This is a genomic window from Butyrivibrio sp. MB2005 (assembly GCF_000424285.1).
GTDB lineage: Bacteria > Bacillota > Clostridia > Lachnospirales > Lachnospiraceae > Butyrivibrio.
The window spans coordinates 26,965-44,611 of sequence record NZ_AUJP01000012.1; the positions used below are offsets into that span (position 1 = coordinate 26,965).

A 17,647-nucleotide genomic window follows, 5' to 3' on the forward strand; every position below is an offset into this window, starting at 1 on the left:
CACAGAAAACGAGAACAGAGCTTTATTCATAAGCGCCTTTCTCTTTTTGAGGAAGGCGCTTATTTTATATTGTGCTATGAAGTAAAATATAGATATGCATAGGATGAAAATCCAAATCGGCTCTGTTGAACGGGAGTTATATATGAATGAATCCAAGGTAATGTCAGGATACTCGATTATTTCATTATTATTTTTGATAGTAGTCGCATCCTTTCATGATATTAAATATGTGGCCGCAGCCTTTGCGGTATTAATATATGCAGTCTGCTATATAAGAAATTCTATGAAGGCTTATGATAAGAGGCTTTTAATTCCGGGAGTCGTCATAGTCGCACTTGCGGGAATACATTTTGTGAGTCTTTGGTCTAATCTTGTATTTCTTCAGAAAATCTCAGCAAAAATCCATATCACAGCCGGAGTATTAACTTCCATTGTGGCAGTAATATGCGGAGTTCTCGCCATAAATGGGGTAGTGCTTTTGCTTCACATGATACGGGACAGCTTTAAGGGCGGATTGGAAAAAATAAAGGAATCCGCCAAAGAGCTAAAGAAAAGGGACAACCGCAGGATCATTTTGATGTGCATGGTTTTCGCTATCAGTATGATCACGGTGATAGCTATCAAGAAGAATTATCACGTTGATGAGATGCTAAGCTATGGCCTTTCCAATCATACAGAGGGATTTATGATGACCCTTGATGAGGGCGTAAAATATGTTCCTTCAGATACTCAGTTTATAAAATATCTCGGAGTAAGCACTGACCATAGATTTGATTATGAGAATGTATTTATAAATCAGGAAAATGATGTTCATCCGCCTCTTTATTACAGCATTCTTCATACGATAAGCTCGCTGTTTCCGGGAAGCTTTAGCAGATGGTATGCAGGCATTATAAATATTGTTTTTGGACTGCTATCCCTTATTATGCTGGATAGTCTTTTGAGAAAATTTCTCGATGACAAAAGGGTTATGGCGGTAATACTATGTGCTTTTGTAATTTCAGCAGGAATCCTTAATGCCATTGCGTACTTCAGAATGTATATTGTGGCGATGTTTATATGTCTTCTTCTTTTAAACGAGATCGTGGATGGAGACAGAAGTAAGAGTAACGATTACCATTTCTATGGGAAACTTTCTCTTACACTGCTTTGCGGAGCGCTTACCCATTATTATGTAACAATATATGCAGCGCTTCTTTTCACCACCTTTGGAATAATATTGCTGGTAAAAAGACGATTCACGGATGTTCTTGGAATTATTTTATCCGCTTCCGCAGCGTCATTATCTGCAATAGCCATTTTCCCTGCAATGCTTACCCACATGTTTGGTGGATATAGAGGAAAAGAAGCCTTGGAGAGTATAGCATCCTCCGGAGAAGGAATGCTTTCGAATTTTAAGAGGCTCCTTTCAGTAATCAACGGAGACTTCCTTGGTAATCTTGGCGTTGTAGTTCTTGTTTTGGGAGTTTTGGCAGGAGTTATTTTTATCATCAGAAGCAGAGCAGGAAAGGCGCAGCAGGAGCAGAGTGTAATGCAGACTGAGGGTATTACACTTTCAGGATATGTTTTGCTGATTGTTCCAACAGCACTCTACTTTTTTGCCATACTTAAAATAGCCCAGGAGAGTAAGCCAAGCCCCAGATATTTCTATCCAATATACGGTATAAGCTTTGCTGTTTTATTTTTACTGATATATAAGACTGCAGGTGTTTTGGGTGGCAAGTGGAAATTGCAGATTTTTGCAGCCTCTGCCATAATTATTTCTATAAGCGGAATAGTGACTTCAAATTGGTCATGTTTATATTTTAATACAACGGAGCTTATAGAGTTTTCAAAAGATAATAGTGATCTTGACTGCCTTGTGGTCTATGACACTAAATGGAAAATCCCTCCGGCCTACGAGGAGATTAAGAATTTTAAAAGTGTTACATTTGTCAGAAACGATCACTTGGATACAGTTAAGGATATAGAGATCAGCACAGAAGACAGGCTTGCGCTGATAGTAGTTGGTAAGCCTGATGATAGTTATATTCAGACGGTGATTGATGCGCTTAAGGTGATAAACAGTCAGACCTTGATTGGAACAGCAAGTAATGAAGTAAAACATTCGCTGTATTACCTTGAGAATTAGAAACTGCAATATTTGGGAGGATGTGGATGAGAAAAATACTTATTACAAATGATGATGGAATAGATTCTGAGGGTATCATAAGGCTTGCTAAGGCTGCTCTTGAGTTTGGCGAAGTATGGGTGATTGCCCCTGATTCCCAGAGGAGCGCTGCTTCCCACAGTATTACCTTAAGGCACGGCATTGATATCTATCCCCATGATTTCCCTGTTGAAGGTGTAAAAGCATTTTCCTGCAGCGGAACTCCCGGAGACTGCGTCAGAGCAGGAAGCCTTAGTGTAATGGATGAAAGACCTGATGTAGTCCTTTCAGGTATAAATTTTGGCTACAATGTGGCATCTGATATCCAGTATTCTGCCACCGCAGGAGCTGCATTTGAGGCTGCTTTCCAGGGCTATCATGCAATTGCATTATCAGAAGGCTTTAATGGGACTCACGAGGTCACAGATCACTATTTAAGGGACATGCTTATGGATGCCCTTGAGGTGGATCTTGATTTTGGAGAAATCCTGAATATCAACTTCCCTGATTGTCCATTATCTGAATGTAAGGGCGTAGCTAAGGGTGTTAAAGTATCCCGCAGAGCTTTTTATATAGACAGATACAAGGTCATAGAGGAGCTTGAAAATGGCGGCAAAAGATATATGGTAGATGGAATCTATCACGCTCATCCGGAGGAAGGAACAGACTACGGCGCTGTGCTTGATAATATGATCGCCTTTGGAAAAGTAAATAATATCGGATCATAAATAAAAAGCCATACCTCAGTTCACTATGAGCTAAGAGGTATGGCTTTAATTATTCTATATAGCTGTATTTAGCCTTTGGTAATTAAAGGAGATTCTCATCCTTAACGATCTTTACAACGCGGCTTGTACCGAGTCTGTCAGCACCAAGCTCCATGAATTTCTCAGCATCAGCGATGCTTCCGATTCCGCCTGCAGCCTTCATCTTTACGTCAGGACCGATGTGCTTTGCGAAAAGCTCGATATCAGCAAAGGTAGCACCTGCTGTTGAGAAGCCTGTGGAAGTCTTGATGTAGTCAGCCTTAGCTTCTGTAACAAGCTCGCACATCTTGATCTTCTCTTCATCTGTAAGAAGGCAGGTCTCGATGATAACCTTAAGAATGTTGTTTCCGCAAGCAGCCTTGATCTCTTTGATCTCATTGAGAACATAGTCATAGTTCTTAGCTCTGAGCTCACCGATATTGATTACCATATCGATCTCATCAGCACCGTTAGCAAGGGCATCCTTTGTCTCGAATACCTTTGTAGCTGTAGTCATGTTTCCGTTAGGGAAACCGATAACTGTGCAAAGCTGTACCTTATCGCCAACGTACTCCTTAGCACGAGCGATGTAGCAGGGAGGAATGCAGATAGATGCTGTGTTGTATTTAATAGCATCATCAGCGATCTCTTTGATCTGATCCCAAGTAGCTTCCTGCTTTAAAAGTGTGTGGTCGCAGTGATTCAAAATTGTCTTAATATCCATTTTTTATTCCTTTCAATAATTGATTATATATGTGTACCGTTAATGGAAAATGTTGTTTTTATATAGCCCACTTTTTAAGGAGCTTATCCTTTACATCATCAGAAGTAAATGCCATATCTACGGAATCTTCATAGATTCTGCGGACAATATCTTCATTTAATCCAAATGCTTTATCAAGCTTTTCATACTCTTCAGTACAGGTGATATTGCTTACTGTTCTGTTATCTGTGTTTAATGATACAGGAATTCCGCACTCCATGAACTTAAGAATAGGGCAGTCCTCGATATGAGGATAAGCCTTTGTCTGTATATTGCTCGTAGGGCAGATCTCAGTTCCGATTTTGTTACTTCCGCAGAACTTCATGAGGTCAGGATCCTTAATCATTGCTATTCCGTGACCGATACGTTTTGCACCGAGGTCGATGGCACCTGTGATATTTGATACAATACCTGTTTCGCCGCCATGTATTGTGTAAGGAAGTCCAATTTCCTTGGCATATTTGAAGAGGTCAGCGTACATGGAGATAGGATAGGCAGCTTCATCACCTGCTATATCGCAGGCTACAACACCGCTTCCAAGCATCTCTCTTCCAATCTTAACGACGCTCTTATTAAGATCTTCATCAAGGCCTCTCATGGTGCAGAGGATGATGCCTGTCTCTATATCAAAGTCCTTTCTTGCACGGCTAAGACCCTTTTCTACAGACTCGATAATGTCTCTAAAGGACATTCCCTTAGATGTAGAAAAAGCAGGAGCAAAGCGAACCTCCAGATATTTTACGTTTTCTGTGGCAGCATTTTTTGCAAGAGCATAGGATGACTCTTCTATACCCTCAGCATCCTGAAGACAGTGATTTGGAAGATCGAATCTCTTAAGGTATTCTGCAAGGCTCTCACAGGAATCAGGTACCTGCATAAGATCGGCAAGCTCGTCAAACTCATAGCTTTCACCCCGCTCTGCAAGGAGCTTCTGCGATGTTAAAAGATCAAGAGAACCATCCAGATGACAATGTAATTCAATTTTTGGTAATGCTTTAAAATCCATTTTTTACCTCGCTGTATTTCAGTATTAATAGTTTTCAAGAAAACTCATATTCCTGGGACCAAAGCCAAGAGGAAGAAGTTCAGAAAGCTTGTGAACCTCAGTCTCTTCAGGGTTATCTGTACCAAGAACCACATCGAAGGTCGTAGCATCAACAAATTCGTTTATTACCTGTCTGCAAACTCCGCATGGAGCACAGATAGGAAGATGCTCTGCATTGTCAGGACCTCCCACGATGGCAATAGCTTTGAATTTTCTTTCGCCTTCACTTACAGCCTTGAATATAGCTGTTCTCTCAGCGCAGTTGCTGGGAGTGTAGGCTGCATTCTCTACGTTGCAGCCGGTGTATACTTTATCATCTTCTGTCAAAAGAGCAGCCCCTACAGCGTGATGCGAGTAGGGGGTGTAGGCAAATTTTCTTGCCTCCAGCGCCTTTTCGACTAATTCATTATATGTCATATAATCATTTCCTTATTTCTTTAGAATAATTACCGTGCCAGAAGCCGGGAAAGCTTGTGGCACGGATAAAAATGTTCTATATAGATTAGCGTGATTTGATGTAAGGCTTACCGTTTGCTGCGGGAGCATTAGCTTTTCCTACAAAGAGGATAAGAGCGATGATGGTTACCACATAAGGGATCATTGAGATCAGGTTGGGTGAAACAACATTTCCCTGGCTGGCAAGAGCCTTGATTCCGTTACATACACCAAATATAAGGCATCCCTTGAGGGCACCCTCAGGAGAGAACTTACCGAAGATAACAGCAGCGATAGCAATAAAGCCCTGTCCTACGATAACTGTAGGTCTAAACTGTGATACAGTTGCCAGTGTTACGAAGGCTCCGCCAAGACCTGCAAGGAATCCTGAAAGGATAACACAGATATATCTTACAAGATATACGTTGATACCAAGGGATTCGCAGGCTTCCGGATGTTCTCCGCAGGCACGAAGGTGTGCGCCGAATCTTGTTTTGTAGAATACGAACCAGCAGATTCCTGCAACTACAAATACGAGATATGCCATTGAATAAACGTTAAGTACGTTACTTCCAAAGCTTCCTGCTGCAAACATGTTGTTGAACATCTTAGGCAGCTTAGATGCTGAATCGATAGCCGGTGTATCAGATGAGTTGTACAGGATCTTGCAGGCAAATACAGCAAGACCGGGGCCAATGAAGTTAATGGCTGTACCTGCGATAGTCTGATCTGCGTGATAGGAGATACATACTATTGCATGGATGAGTCCAAACAGTGCGCCGGCAAGTCCGCCTACAAGGAAAGCGATGATACCATTATGAGTAGTAAGAGCAGTGATAGCACCAACAACAGCACCTACTGTCATCATTCCTTCAATACCGATGTTTACAACGCCGCATCGCTCTGAGAAGCATGATCCAAGAGCTGCAAAAAGAAGCGGAGGTGTAGCTATAAGTGTTGCATTTATTAATAATCCGAGATTCTGAATAAGTATATTCATTATTTTGCCTCCTTCTTCTTAGAAAGATTTAAGAGCAATGCCTTAAATACATGAGCAATAGCTATGAAAATAACTACACAACCCATTATGATGTTGATGATTTCTGAAGGAGCATTTATAAGTGTAAGCTTTGATCCGCCGTATTTCATGGCGCCATAGAAGATACCCGAGAAGATAACTCCGATGGGGTTTGAACCGCCGATAAGAGCAACTGTGATACCTTCAAATCCGTAGCCTTCCTGGCTGGCAAACTGTGCAAGACGTCCGCCCATACCCATGGTCTGAACAGCACCGCCAAGACCTGCAAGCGCACCGGAGATACCAAGTGCTGTAAGGATTGATTTATCGGAATCAATACCTGCGTACTGAGCTGCGAACTTGTTGAAACCAACGGCTTTAAGCTTGTAACCAAGAGTTGTCTTTTCAATGATTATCCATACGACAACTGCGAGAACGATAGCAATGATGATACCTGCATTTGCTGCGGAGCATCCTGTAAGAGCGATTATGCTCTTAGGGAAAAGAAGTCTTGCAGATTCATGCAGATCCTTTGTTGCTTCACCGCCGCCTACCTTGTGAAGAATTTCTGTGTTAACTGCGTAGTTTGAAAGGTAATAAGCGATCCAGTTAAACATGATGAAGGAAAGGACTTCGTGGATACCCTTTTTAACCTTCATGATTCCGCAGATAAGTGACCAGATACAACCTGCAGCAGCTGCAGCTATAAGGCAAAGCGGAATGTGGATTACAGCAGGAAGATCAAGGAGTATTCCTATTACTGTTGCTGCAAGAGATCCAACAACAAACTGACCCTCAGCACCGATGTTAAATACACCTGTACGGAATGAGAAAGCAACTGACAATCCTGTAAGGATAATGGGGCTTGCATAGGTCAGTGTCCAGAACCAATACTTAGGCTTACTTACAACGCTTGAGAGAAGCTTTGAATATGCTTCAATAGGGCTTATGTTAGCGATTGCAAGGAAAATGGCACCGATTATAAAACCGATTATGATGGCAATGATAGTGTAAAGTACATTGCTGTGTAATATACCTTTTTTCTTATTCATGCTTTTTTCCTCCTGCCATCAAGAATCCAAGTTCCTTCTCATCTGCTTCCTTACCATCGACGCTACCGGTGATCTTACCATCAAAGATAACTTCGATTCTGTCAGAAAGACTCATAATCTCATCAAGCTCGAATGAAACAAGCAGGATAGCTCGTCCCTTATTTCTCTGCTCAACGATGTATTTGTGTACAAACTCTATAGCGCCGACATCAAGTCCTCTTGTAGGATTTACTGCTATCAGCAGCTCTTTGTCGTTTGTAACCTCTCTGGCAATGATAACCTTCTGCTGGTTACCGCCGGAGAGTGTACCTGCGGGCTTCTCTTCAGAACCGCGAGGTCTGATATCAAACTTATCCATAAGTCTGGTAGCCTGTTCGCGAATTGCTTTTCTGTTCAGGATACCCTTGCTGGAATAAGGCTCTTCTTCAAAATGCTGAAGGATCATGTTGTCCTCGATGGAGAAATCAAGAACAAGACCGTGCTTTTGTCTGTCAGCCGGGATACTGGAAATACCCATCTCGAATACTTCCTTGGGTGACTTGTTGTAAGCATCCTTTCCAAGCATTGTGATCTGTCCGGATTCAGCCTTTTTAAGGCCTGTGAGGATCTCAACAAGCTCTGTCTGACCATTACCGTCGACACCTGCAAGACCAACTATTTCGCCTTCTTTTACGTTGATTGAAAGGCCCTTAAGAATCTCAACGCCTCTGTAATCCTTGGCATGGAGGTCTTTAACTTCAAGAGCAACAGCTCCGGGCTCCTGTTCCTTTTTCTCAACGCGGAAATTAACTTCACGGCCAACCATCATGGCTGCAAGGTCATTCTCACTTACATCACCGACTTTAACGGTATCAATGTATTTACCCTGTCTGATAATAGTACAGTTATCAGAGCAGGCCTTTATCTCTTTGAGCTTGTGAGTGATCAGGATAACACTCTTACCATCAGCGGTAAGGTTCTGAATGATCTCCATAAGCTCATCAATTTCCTGAGGAGTAAGAGATGCTGTGGGCTCGTCAAGAATAAGTGTATCTGCACCTCTGTAAAGAACCTTAAGAATTTCTACTCTCTGCTGCATACCAACAGAAATATCTTCAATCTTGGCATTAGGATCGACCTTCATGCCGTAGCGCTCAGATATCTCTACAACCTTCTGGTTTGCAAGCTTCTTGTCGATGACGATACCCTTTTGGGGCTCAACGCCAAGAATAATATTTTCTGTAACGGTAAAGGGCTGAACCAGCATGAAGTGCTGATGCACCATACCGATGCCAAGATCGATGGCATGACGGGGACTGGAAATCTCTGTTTCCTTTCCGTTAACATAAATTGAGCCGCTTGTGGGCTTATAGAGTCCGTAAAGGACATTCATAAGCGTACTTTTTCCGGCTCCGTTTTCCCCCAGAATAGCGTGAACTTCCCCCTTGTGTACCTTCAGATTGATGTGATCGTTAGCTGTAAAATCACCGAACTTCTTGACAATTTCCTTCATTTCGATGACTACAGTATTTGGGTCCATATGGCTTGCCTTTTCCAATCCTAGTACCTCCTTCTTAAATGATTATTATGTCTTCATAACCCATGCCGGACAGCATGTTTTTATATTTTGACAGCTCTTCCTGCGTAGGAACCCGCATGTCTGAATATTCTTTTCTTACGCCCATAGGCCTGTAAGCGATTATCTTAAATCTAAATTGGTGGAGCTTATAGAGGGGATGAAGAAATTCCCCTGTCTGTCTGACACTCTCTTCACAGTTGTATAAATCAGGCGCAATAACACATCTTACTTCAAAAAGCTTGCCGGTTTCACCAAGGAATCTGGCATTTTCAAGAACCATATCGTTGGGAGCGCCTGTAACGTGTTGATGCTCATCAGGTGAAAATGCCTTGATATCGAGCATTACGCCATCTGCAACCTCCATAAGTTCAGGATACTCTGAAAAGGGTATGGTCCCGTTGCTGTCAATAAGAGTTCCGAGGCCTTCCTTTTTGGCAAGAGTAAATAATTCCCTGATAAATTCGGGCTGAAGCATACACTCACCGCCTGAAACAGTTATACCTCTGATAAAAGGAAGCTGTTTTTTCACAACTTCAAATACCGCATCCGGAGTCATACTGACAGCCTTTGGGGTGCTATCGTGGGGACATGTTTTGATGCAGGTATCACAGGATACGCATTTAGATGCATCAAATATGACCTTCCCCGAATCCATGGAAAGTGCTCCTGCGGGGCATTTTGAAACACACTCTCCGCAGGATATACATACCTTTCTGGTCTCGGGGTTGTGGCAATATTTGCAATTGATATTGCAACCCTGGAGAAAGACGGCAGTGCGGTTACCCGGGCCGTCAACGCTGCTGAAAGGTATTATTTTGGTAACAAGAGCTTCCATTATTATCTGACCTTTCGCTCTAAAATGTGACCATTTTTAGAAGCGCCAAGACCGAGAGCGGTTGTGTCCTGAATTACAGCATGTCCGCTGTCGAGCTTGATCATCTCAGAGCGCTTAACAAGATAGCCTGTTACTCTGATTACGTCGCTGTCGCTTGAATAGAATGACATATAGCGAAGATCCTTGGCAAAAGCACCCTTGATGATATCCATTACGTACTCAGGGTTGCGATGTACTGTAAGATCTATAGGGAATATGTCACCTGTACCTGAAGGGAAGTACTTGTGGAACTTAGAGAGAACATTAAGCTGATCAATAAGCTCCTCAGGCTCTTCGCCTATCGGAATACGTGTACCCGGTGTGATGCCTATATCCTCGGCCAGGCCTACCTGTGCGTGAAGGAGGAAATGACCGTCTGTTGCTTCACAATAAGGGTTAGTGTGATTGTTGTTAAAATCATTTATGATCTCCATGATCTCTACGCCAAGCTGGTTAGCTGCGTCGTCATGGCCGTATCTGCCTGTTTTACCTTCCTTTTCAAGAAGGAGATTAACAGCATCTGCAAGACCTACAAGACCAAACATCGCTGTAAACTTATCTCTGCTGATAAAGCCTTCCTGAGCAAGGAAATTATTCTCAAAGAATCCGCTTTCCTCGACCTCAAATTTGATTCTGGCATCCATGTATTTAGCCATGATGTCCATTACATAGGGAAGCTTATTGGTCTTAAAGTCTTCGATTGAAGATGCTTTCTTAGCAATATTTCCAAGTACAAGACGGCAAAGTGTGTAGGATCCGCCGCCAAGTAAAAGTCCGTTGTAGCAGCTGGCAATTACATACTTCTCTGAAAGCTCGCTTGTAAACATCTTGTGATTAGCAAAGCTGGGCTTAGCGCAGGTAAGCGCACACTCAACAGCTTCCTTGAGATATTCATCGGTACTTACTGCTGCGTCATATTTAAGTGAAAGATTAGGAACAGCGTCCTCTAAAACCTTCTCTGCTTCGAAGATATAATGTGCTGTCTTTGAAGGCTTGGGTCCAATGTCTGCATGAGCAAAGGAATCAAGAACTGTTCTGTCCACATTAAGAAGAAACATCTTTATAAGCTTAGCAGCTGTTTCTTCAGGAACTGTATCAATAAAGGGCTCGAGAAGATCATCGAGCTGACCGAGATATACGGGATAATTGGTTACGCTGGGCACATGCTTGTAAAAGATAAGAAGAGTATTAAGTGCCTCGAAAAGATCCTTAGGTGCATCAAGATTAAGATATTTGCAGCCCTCTTTCATAAGCTTTGAATAATCAGGTGTGATATAGCGGGGACGAAGAGGTGCGTGACCCTCTGAAAGATCACATATACATTTCTCATCGCCGGGAACATTTAATAATTCATCAAGTCCCTCAGGTAAATCCAGTACTTCTAAAAGAGAATCTGCCTTGTTGGCAAGACAGGTAACTTTCTGCTCGTGAGTAAGTTCTGCACTCTTTATAATATCAAGGATTTCTCCTCTTGTTTGTTCAACGCGTTCCATGGAAATAGGTCTCATGTTGCCTCCTTTATTTCCTTAAAAATACAAATTTATAGCTATTCAGGACCGGGTAAATGGATTTCAAAAATCAACCTGATTCTGAATAATTACAAATTCTCAAAAATACCGAACCAAGGCATAATCCCCCGGTTCGGTATCCTCATAATTATTATATCACTTTACGTGCCATAGGCAACGATTCGATAGTTATTAGTCTAACTCGTAAACGTCGCCGTAAGTAGCCTCGAACTCAGACTGAGATGAAGGAACCTTGATCTCGCCGCTGATGATCTTAGCCTTAACGTCTTCTACCTTTGAGATAACATCATCTGAAAGAAGAGTTGTTGTAGGAGCGATGTCTACACCACCAACTGAAAGGTCGTAAACAACTTCGCCACCCTTGATTGTACCCTCAAGGAGACCCTTAACTGAATCATAAACAGATACGTCAACTCTCTTCATAGCTGAAGTGATAACTGTATCAGGTGCAAGGTAGTTCTGGTCAGAGTCAACACCGATAGCATAGATGCCGTCGCCAGCTTCCTGACAAGCCTCGATAACACCAAGACCTGTGCTTCCTGCTGCGTGGAAGATAACGTCTGCGCCGTTTGTGATCATCTGTGTAGCATCTGTCTTACCAATAGCTGAATCAGCAAAGCTGTTTGCGTTCATCTGCTGGATTGTGCAATCAGGGTTAGCATCGAGAACACCTGCTGCGTAACCATAACCAAAGAGGTGCATTGTCTCAGATGACATACCAAGAACGAAACCAACGTTGTTTGACTTTGTTGTAAGACCTGCAACATAACCTACAAGGTAAGAAGCCTGCTCCTGCTTGAAGGTAAGGCATGTAACGTTGTCAAGATCAGCGTTTGAAGAATCATCAATGATTGCAAACTTAACATCAGGATTAGCTGTAGCAGCTTCTCTTGTTGCATCTGCGAGCATGTAACCTACGCAGATAATAAGGTTGTAATCTTCGTCGATGAAAGTCTCAATGTTGCTAGCGTAATCAGAGTCTGTGCTTGACTCAAGGTAGCTAACCTCAACACCGAACTCCTTCTGAGCCTGCTGAAGGCCTTCCCATGCTGACTGGTTGAATGACTGGTCGTTAACACCACCAACGTCTGTTACAAGACCGATCTTGTAGCCTGATCCGTCAAGAGCTGCATCTTCTGTAGTCTCTTCTGCAGCTTCCTCTGTCTCTTCTGTTGTCTCTTCTGCAGCAACTTCCTCAGTTGCCTCTTCTGTTGTAGCTTCTTCAACTACTTCGCTTGCTGCTTCTGAAGCAGCTGTCTCAGCTGTGTTGTCTGATGATGAACCACCACAAGCAACAAGGCTGAATGTGAGTGATGCTGTAAGCATCATAGCAAGTAACTTTTTCATAATGCTTTTTCTCCCTTTCTATAAAGCTATTACTTGGTCTATTGCGTAACTTATCACGCAATCCATTTCATTATAATAGTTTTATCGCATTTTAACAAGCTGAAACTATTATTCATAAAATGTCGTCTAAAGGTGGACGAATTGTGGTACAATTATTCTATACATACTTCTATTATGAGGAGGAAGTTCATGAAGAAAAAAACGCTATCTTTTGATAAGGAACTATTTAAGCGAAGTGTCTTATATAATGTAAAGACTCTTTACAGAAAGACTATCGAAGAAGCTACGTCACAGGAAATTTTCCAGGCGTCTGCCTATGCCATCAAGGATGCGATAGTCGATCACTGGATGTCCACACAGAAGGCAGCCAACGAGCAGGATCCCAAGATTGTTTATTATATGTCCATGGAATTTCTTATGGGCCGCGCTCTTGGAAACAACCTGATCAATTTACAGGCATATAAGCCCGTTAAGGAAGCTCTTGATGAGCTGGGGGTTGATATCAATGTGATTGAGGATCAGGAACCGGATCCGGCGCTTGGTAACGGTGGTCTTGGAAGACTTGCAGCATGCTTCCTTGATTCCCTGGCATCCCTTGGATATATGGCCTATGGCTGTGGTATTCGCTATAAATATGGAATGTTTAAGCAGAAAATTAAGGATGGCTATCAGGTAGAAGTACCGGATAACTGGCTTGAAAACGGCAATCCTTTCGAGCTTAGACGTCCTGAGTATGCCAAGGAAGTAAAATTTGGCGGTTATGTTAATGCCTTTGTTGATGACAGAGGACGTACGATGTTCCGCCAGGAGGGTTATCAGTCAGTTCGTGCAATTCCCTATGACCTTCCGATTGTAGGCTATGGTAACGGAGTAGTTGATACCCTTAGAATATGGGATGCAGAGCCCATCACCTGCTTTGAGCTTGATTCTTTTGATAAGGGTGATTATCAGAAGGCTGTTGAACAGGAAAATCTTGCCAGTCAGCTTTGCGAAGTACTTTACCCTAACGATAATCACATTGCAGGAAAAGAGCTCAGACTTAAGCAGCAGTATTTCTTCATCTCTGCTTCTGTTCAGACAGCTCTTAAGAGATATCTACGTCACCATGAGGATATCAGCAGATTTTATGAAAAAGCTGTTTTCCAGCTTAATGATACACACCCCACAGTTGCGGTTGCAGAGCTTATGAGACTTCTTATGGATGAGTATTATCTGCCATGGGATACTGCGTGGGATGTAACCATGAAAACCTGCTGCTACACTAACCACACAATTATGGCAGAGGCTCTTGAGAAGTGGCCCATCGATCTTTTCCAGAGACTGCTTCCCAGAATTTATCAGATTGTTGATGAGATCAACAGAAGATTCGTTGATCAGATCATGCGTCAGTACTCGAACCTTCCAAGCATTGATGTGCAGGATAAGATTCGCAGCATGGCGATCCTTTATGACAATCAGGTTAAAATGGCTCATCTTGCCATCGTTGGCGGTCATTCTGTTAACGGTGTTGCAAGACTGCATACAGAGATCCTTAAAAAGAGAGAACTTAAGGACTTCTATGAGATGTATCCCGAGAAATTTAATAATAAGACAAATGGTATCACACAGAGACGTTTCCTCATGCATGCCAATCCGTTACTTGCAGACTGGGTAACAGCTCATGTTGGTGAAAGCTGGATTACAGATCTTTCTGTTATTGCAGGTCTTAAGGATATTGCGGGAGATAAAAAGGCTCAAAAGGAGTTCATGGATATCAAGCTTGCCAACAAGAAGCGTCTTGCAGCTTATATCAAGGAGCATAACGGTATCGATGTTGATCCCAAGTCAATCTTCGATTGCCAGGTAAAACGACTCCATGAGTACAAGAGACAGTTCCTCAACATCCTGCATGTTATTTATATGTATGATCTTTTAAAGGCTCATCCCGATATGGAGTACACACCCAAGACATACATCTTTGGTGCAAAGGCTGCAGCAGGCTACCAGACAGCGAAGCTTACAATCAAGCTTATCAATTCTGTAGCTGATGTTGTAAATAACGACCCTTCAATAAATGGCAAGATCAAGGTTGTTTTCATAGAGGATTACAAGGTTTCAAATGCAGAGCTTATCTTTGCTGCAGCTGATATCTCAGAGCAGATTTCCACAGCAAGTAAGGAAGCATCCGGAACCGGTAATATGAAGATGATGTTAAACGGAGCCATCACTCTTGGAACTCTTGATGGAGCAAACGTTGAAATGCTTGAGGAAGTAGGAAAAGATAACATGTTTATCTTTGGATTGACTTCTGATGAAGTAATCTCCTATGAGAAAAACGGTGGATATAATCCCGGAGATATCTACAACAAGGATCCTAATGTAAAGAGAACCTTAGATCGCCTGGTAGATGGAACCTTCTCAAACGACAGAGAACTGTTCAGACCACTGTTTAATTCTCTTCTTAATACTATTAATTCAAACAAGGCTGACCAGTACTTCATATTGAAGGATTTCGAATCCTATATAGAGGCTCAGAGAAATATTTCAGAGACCTACAGAGATACGAAAAAGTGGGCTAAGATGGCAATTCTTAACACTGCATCCTGCGGAAAGTTCTCATCAGACAGAACCATACAGGAGTATGTGGATGAGATTTGGCATATCGACAAACTGGATATGAGTAAAGTCTGAAAAAATCTGATACACAAGGCTGTGCACCGATGGTTTTCGGTGTACAGCTTCCTTTTTTTATACACAAATATGCAAGATTAAAGTATAATACCTTGGAGAAAGTGAATAATAATAGAGAATAGTTACTAGAGAAAGGTGGGACGGGAATGATTAAGACTTATGACAGCGGTGCATATCTGATAAATGGAACAGAGCTTATACCTGATAATGCAGATGCAGCCGCAGCGATTGCAGCAAAGACAGGCAAAGAGACAGATAAAGCTACAGCTAAAAAGAATACCATTGCTTATGGAATCCTTGAGAAGCATAACACCTCAGGCAGTATGGACAAGCTTGAGATCAAGTTCGATAAGCTTACCAGCCATGATATTACTTATGTTGGTATTATTCAGACAGCCAGAGCTTCAGGTCTCGAGAAGTTCCCGATTCCTTATGTTCTTACCAACTGCCACAACTCGCTTTGTGCGGTAGGTGGAACAATAAATGAAGATGACCATATGTATGGTCTTACAGCTGCTCAGAAGTACGGCGGAATCTATGTGCCTCCTCATCAGGCGGTTATTCACCAGTTTGCAAGAGAAATGCTTGCTACCTGTGGTGGCATGATCCTTGGTTCGGATTCTCACACCAGATACGGTGCCCTTGGTACCATGGCCATGGGTGAGGGCGGACCTGAGCTTGTTAAGCAGCTCCTTAATCAGACCTATGATATAAAAATGCCCGGTGTAGTGGCAATATATCTTAAGGGCGAGCCTATGCACGGCGTTGGTCCTCAGGACGTTGCGCTGGCCATCATTGGTAAGGTATTTGGTGACGGCTATGTTAAAAATAAAGTAATGGAGTTCGTAGGCCCCGGTGTTGCATCACTTTCAGCTGATTTCCGTATCGGAATCGACGTAATGACCACTGAGACCACATGTCTTTCTTCAATCTGGCAGACAGATGATGAGGTTAAGAACTTCTATGATACTCATGGCAGAGTCGGCGAGTACAAAGAATTAAAGCCCGGAGATGTGGCATATTATGATGGCGTTGTTGAGGTTGACTTAAGTACGATCAAGCCCATGATCGCAATGCCTTTCCATCCCAGCAATACCTACGAGATCGACGAGGTCAATGCAAACCTTTCAGATATCATCGCTGATGTTGAAAAGCGTGCAAAGGTAAGCTTTGGTGATAAGATCGAATATTCTCTTAAAGAAAAGATAAAAGACGGCAAATTCATGGTAGATCAGGGTGTAATCGCAGGCTGTGCAGGCGGTGGCTTCGAGAATATCTGCGCTGCAGCAGACATTCTTGATGGCAGATTTACAGGTAACGACAGATTTACCTTAAGCGTATATCCTGCATCAACACCTATTTTCATGGAGATCGTTAAAAACGGCGTAGCTGCCAAAATTCTTGAGACAGGCGCAATCCTTAAGACTGCATTCTGCGGTCCCTGCTTTGGTGCCGGAGATACACCTGCAAATAACGCCTTCAGTATACGTCATTCAACCAGAAACTTCCCCAACAGAGAAGGTTCCAAGGTTCAGAGCGGACAGATTGCATCAGTTGCACTTATGGATGCAAGGTCAATCGCAGCAACAGCAGCTAATCAGGGCGTACTTACACCTGCAACTGCTTTTGACGGTAAGTTCAACAAGTATACATATCACTTTGATAAGGAAATATATGCAAACCGAGTATTCGATTCAAAGGGCGTTGCTGATGACAGCGTAGAGCTTCAGTTTGGTCCCAACATCAAGGATTGGCCCAAGATGACAGAGCTCACAGAGAACGTGCTTCTCAAAGTCGTTTCAGAGATTCATGATCCTGTTACCACAACAGATGAGCTTATTCCTTCAGGTGAGACCAGCTCCTACAGATCCAATCCTCAGGGACTTGCTGAGTTTACTCTTTCAAGAAAAGATCCTGAGTATGTAGGCAGAGCAAAGGCTATATATGCTGAGGAATTAAAGAGACGTGAGGATGCTTCCTTTGATGGAATGACTCCTGAGACAGCAGCTGTAATTAAGGCAGTATTGGAAAAATATCCCGATGTTTCCGCAGCAAATACCGGAATCGGATCAACAATTTTCGCTGTTAAGCCCGGTGACGGATCAGCAAGAGAGCAGGCTGCATCATGCCAGAAGGTGCTTGGCGGATGGGCTAACATTGCCAACGAGTATGCTACAAAGCGTTATCGTTCAAACCTTATCAACTGGGGTATGCTGCCGCTTCTTATAAAGGAGGGCGATCTTCCCTTCAAGAACCTTGATTATGTATTCCTTCCGGGAATCAGAAAGGCTGTAGAGGATAAGGCTGATACTATCAAGGCTGTGGCTGTTTCAGACGGAAAGCTTACAGAGTTCACAATGACTCTTGGCGATCTTACTGATAACGAGAGAGAGATTATCCTTGACGGATGTCTTATTAATTACAATCGCGCAGGAAAAAATAATTCGCGCAGGATGTGAAA

The 17,647-nt window shown here is 42.7% G+C and carries 13 protein-coding genes; 4 read left to right on the forward strand and 9 right to left on the reverse strand.

Annotated features, from left to right (window positions below):
- Positions 1–142 precede the first annotated feature (142 nt).
- The gene (locus tag G610_RS0107890) at positions 143–2,131 is read left to right on the forward strand and encodes a hypothetical protein (RefSeq protein WP_026524360.1); all 1,989 of its coding nucleotides are present in this window, start codon (positions 143–145) and stop codon (positions 2,129–2,131) included.
- Between the two features lie 26 nt (positions 2,132–2,157).
- The gene (gene surE / locus G610_RS0107895; protein ID WP_026524361.1) at positions 2,158–2,877 is read left to right on the forward strand and encodes a 5'/3'-nucleotidase SurE; all 720 of its coding nucleotides are present in this window, start codon (positions 2,158–2,160) and stop codon (positions 2,875–2,877) included.
- A gap of 82 nt (positions 2,878–2,959) precedes the next feature.
- Here the strand turns inward: surE and deoC are convergent, their stop codons facing one another.
- The 9 genes from deoC to G610_RS0107940 all read right to left on the reverse strand — a co-directional run bounded on the left by deoC (position 2,960) and on the right by G610_RS0107940 (position 12,516).
- The gene (gene deoC, locus G610_RS0107900; RefSeq protein ID WP_026496346.1) at positions 2,960–3,619 is read right to left on the reverse strand and encodes a deoxyribose-phosphate aldolase; all 660 of its coding nucleotides are present in this window, start codon (positions 3,617–3,619) and stop codon (positions 2,960–2,962) included.
- Between the two features lie 58 nt (positions 3,620–3,677).
- Positions 3,678–4,664, reverse strand: a complete 987-nt coding sequence (gene add, locus G610_RS0107905) for an adenosine deaminase (protein ID WP_026524362.1) — start codon at positions 4,662–4,664, stop codon at positions 3,678–3,680.
- A 24-nt stretch (positions 4,665–4,688) separates the two neighbouring features.
- Positions 4,689–5,120: a cytidine deaminase gene (locus G610_RS0107910; protein ID WP_026524363.1), complete on the reverse strand. Its 432-nt coding sequence runs from the start codon at positions 5,118–5,120 to the stop codon at positions 4,689–4,691.
- Positions 5,121–5,205: 85 nt separating this feature from the next.
- A complete protein-coding gene (locus G610_RS0107915) occupies positions 5,206–6,138 on the reverse strand; it encodes an ABC transporter permease (protein ID WP_026524364.1) in 933 nt (310 codons plus the stop codon).
- Entirely contained in the window at positions 6,138–7,208 is a 1,071-nt protein-coding gene (locus tag G610_RS0107920; protein ID WP_026524365.1) for an ABC transporter permease, read from the reverse strand. Before G610_RS0107920 ends, G610_RS0107915 begins: the two co-directional genes overlap by 1 nt.
- Positions 7,201–8,727, reverse strand: a complete 1,527-nt coding sequence (locus G610_RS0107925) for an ABC transporter ATP-binding protein (RefSeq protein ID WP_035797249.1) — start codon at positions 8,725–8,727, stop codon at positions 7,201–7,203. The genes G610_RS0107920 and G610_RS0107925 overlap by 8 nt, the downstream gene beginning before the upstream one ends.
- Positions 8,728–8,761: 34 nt before the next feature.
- A complete protein-coding gene (locus tag G610_RS0107930; protein WP_026524367.1) occupies positions 8,762–9,601 on the reverse strand; it encodes a YjjW family glycine radical enzyme activase in 840 nt (279 codons plus the stop codon).
- 2 nt (positions 9,602–9,603) lie between these two features.
- Positions 9,604–11,148: a YjjI family glycine radical enzyme gene (locus G610_RS0107935; RefSeq protein ID WP_035797230.1), complete on the reverse strand. Its 1,545-nt coding sequence runs from the start codon at positions 11,146–11,148 to the stop codon at positions 9,604–9,606.
- A gap of 192 nt (positions 11,149–11,340) precedes the next feature.
- Complete coding sequence (locus tag G610_RS0107940) at positions 11,341–12,516, reverse strand: BMP family lipoprotein (protein WP_330368106.1); 1,176 nt, start codon at positions 12,514–12,516, stop codon at positions 11,341–11,343.
- 189 nt (positions 12,517–12,705) lie between these two features.
- Here G610_RS0107940 and G610_RS0107945 point away from each other — a divergent pair, with 189 nt between their 5' ends.
- Positions 12,706–15,186, forward strand: coding sequence for a glycogen/starch/alpha-glucan phosphorylase (locus G610_RS0107945; protein ID WP_026524370.1), 2,481 nt, complete (start codon positions 12,706–12,708; stop codon positions 15,184–15,186).
- A gap of 146 nt (positions 15,187–15,332) precedes the next feature.
- On the forward strand, positions 15,333–17,645 hold the full coding sequence (locus G610_RS0107950; RefSeq protein ID WP_026524371.1) for a hydratase: 2,313 nt from the start codon (positions 15,333–15,335) through the stop codon (positions 17,643–17,645).
- The last annotated feature ends 2 nt before the right edge of the window (positions 17,646–17,647 follow it).

What these genes read in the sequence shown, in the direction of transcription:
- add (WP_026524362.1), bottom strand. Translation starts at nt 4,664, where the DNA reads ATGGATTTTAAAGCATTACCAAAAATTGAATTACATTGTCATCTGGAT.
- G610_RS0107940 (WP_330368106.1), bottom strand. Translation starts at nt 12,516, where the DNA reads ATGAAAAAGTTACTTGCTATGATGCTTACAGCATCACTCACATTCAGC.
- G610_RS0107950 (WP_026524371.1), top strand. Translation starts at nt 15,333, where the DNA reads ATGATTAAGACTTATGACAGCGGTGCATATCTGATAAATGGAACAGAG.
- G610_RS0107920 (WP_026524365.1), bottom strand. Translation starts at nt 7,208, where the DNA reads ATGAATAAGAAAAAAGGTATATTACACAGCAATGTACTTTACACTATC.
- G610_RS0107910 (WP_026524363.1), bottom strand. Translation starts at nt 5,120, where the DNA reads ATGACATATAATGAATTAGTCGAAAAGGCGCTGGAGGCAAGAAAATTT.
- G610_RS0107890 (WP_026524360.1), top strand. Translation starts at nt 143, where the DNA reads ATGAATGAATCCAAGGTAATGTCAGGATACTCGATTATTTCATTATTA.
- surE (WP_026524361.1), top strand. Translation starts at nt 2,158, where the DNA reads ATGAGAAAAATACTTATTACAAATGATGATGGAATAGATTCTGAGGGT.
- G610_RS0107925 (WP_035797249.1), bottom strand. Translation starts at nt 8,727, where the DNA reads ATGGACCCAAATACTGTAGTCATCGAAATGAAGGAAATTGTCAAGAAG.
- G610_RS0107930 (WP_026524367.1), bottom strand. Translation starts at nt 9,601, where the DNA reads ATGGAAGCTCTTGTTACCAAAATAATACCTTTCAGCAGCGTTGACGGC.
- G610_RS0107945 (WP_026524370.1), top strand. Translation starts at nt 12,706, where the DNA reads ATGAAGAAAAAAACGCTATCTTTTGATAAGGAACTATTTAAGCGAAGT.
- deoC (WP_026496346.1), bottom strand. Translation starts at nt 3,619, where the DNA reads ATGGATATTAAGACAATTTTGAATCACTGCGACCACACACTTTTAAAG.
- G610_RS0107915 (WP_026524364.1), bottom strand. Translation starts at nt 6,138, where the DNA reads ATGAATATACTTATTCAGAATCTCGGATTATTAATAAATGCAACACTT.
- G610_RS0107935 (WP_035797230.1), bottom strand. Translation starts at nt 11,148, where the DNA reads ATGAGACCTATTTCCATGGAACGCGTTGAACAAACAAGAGGAGAAATC.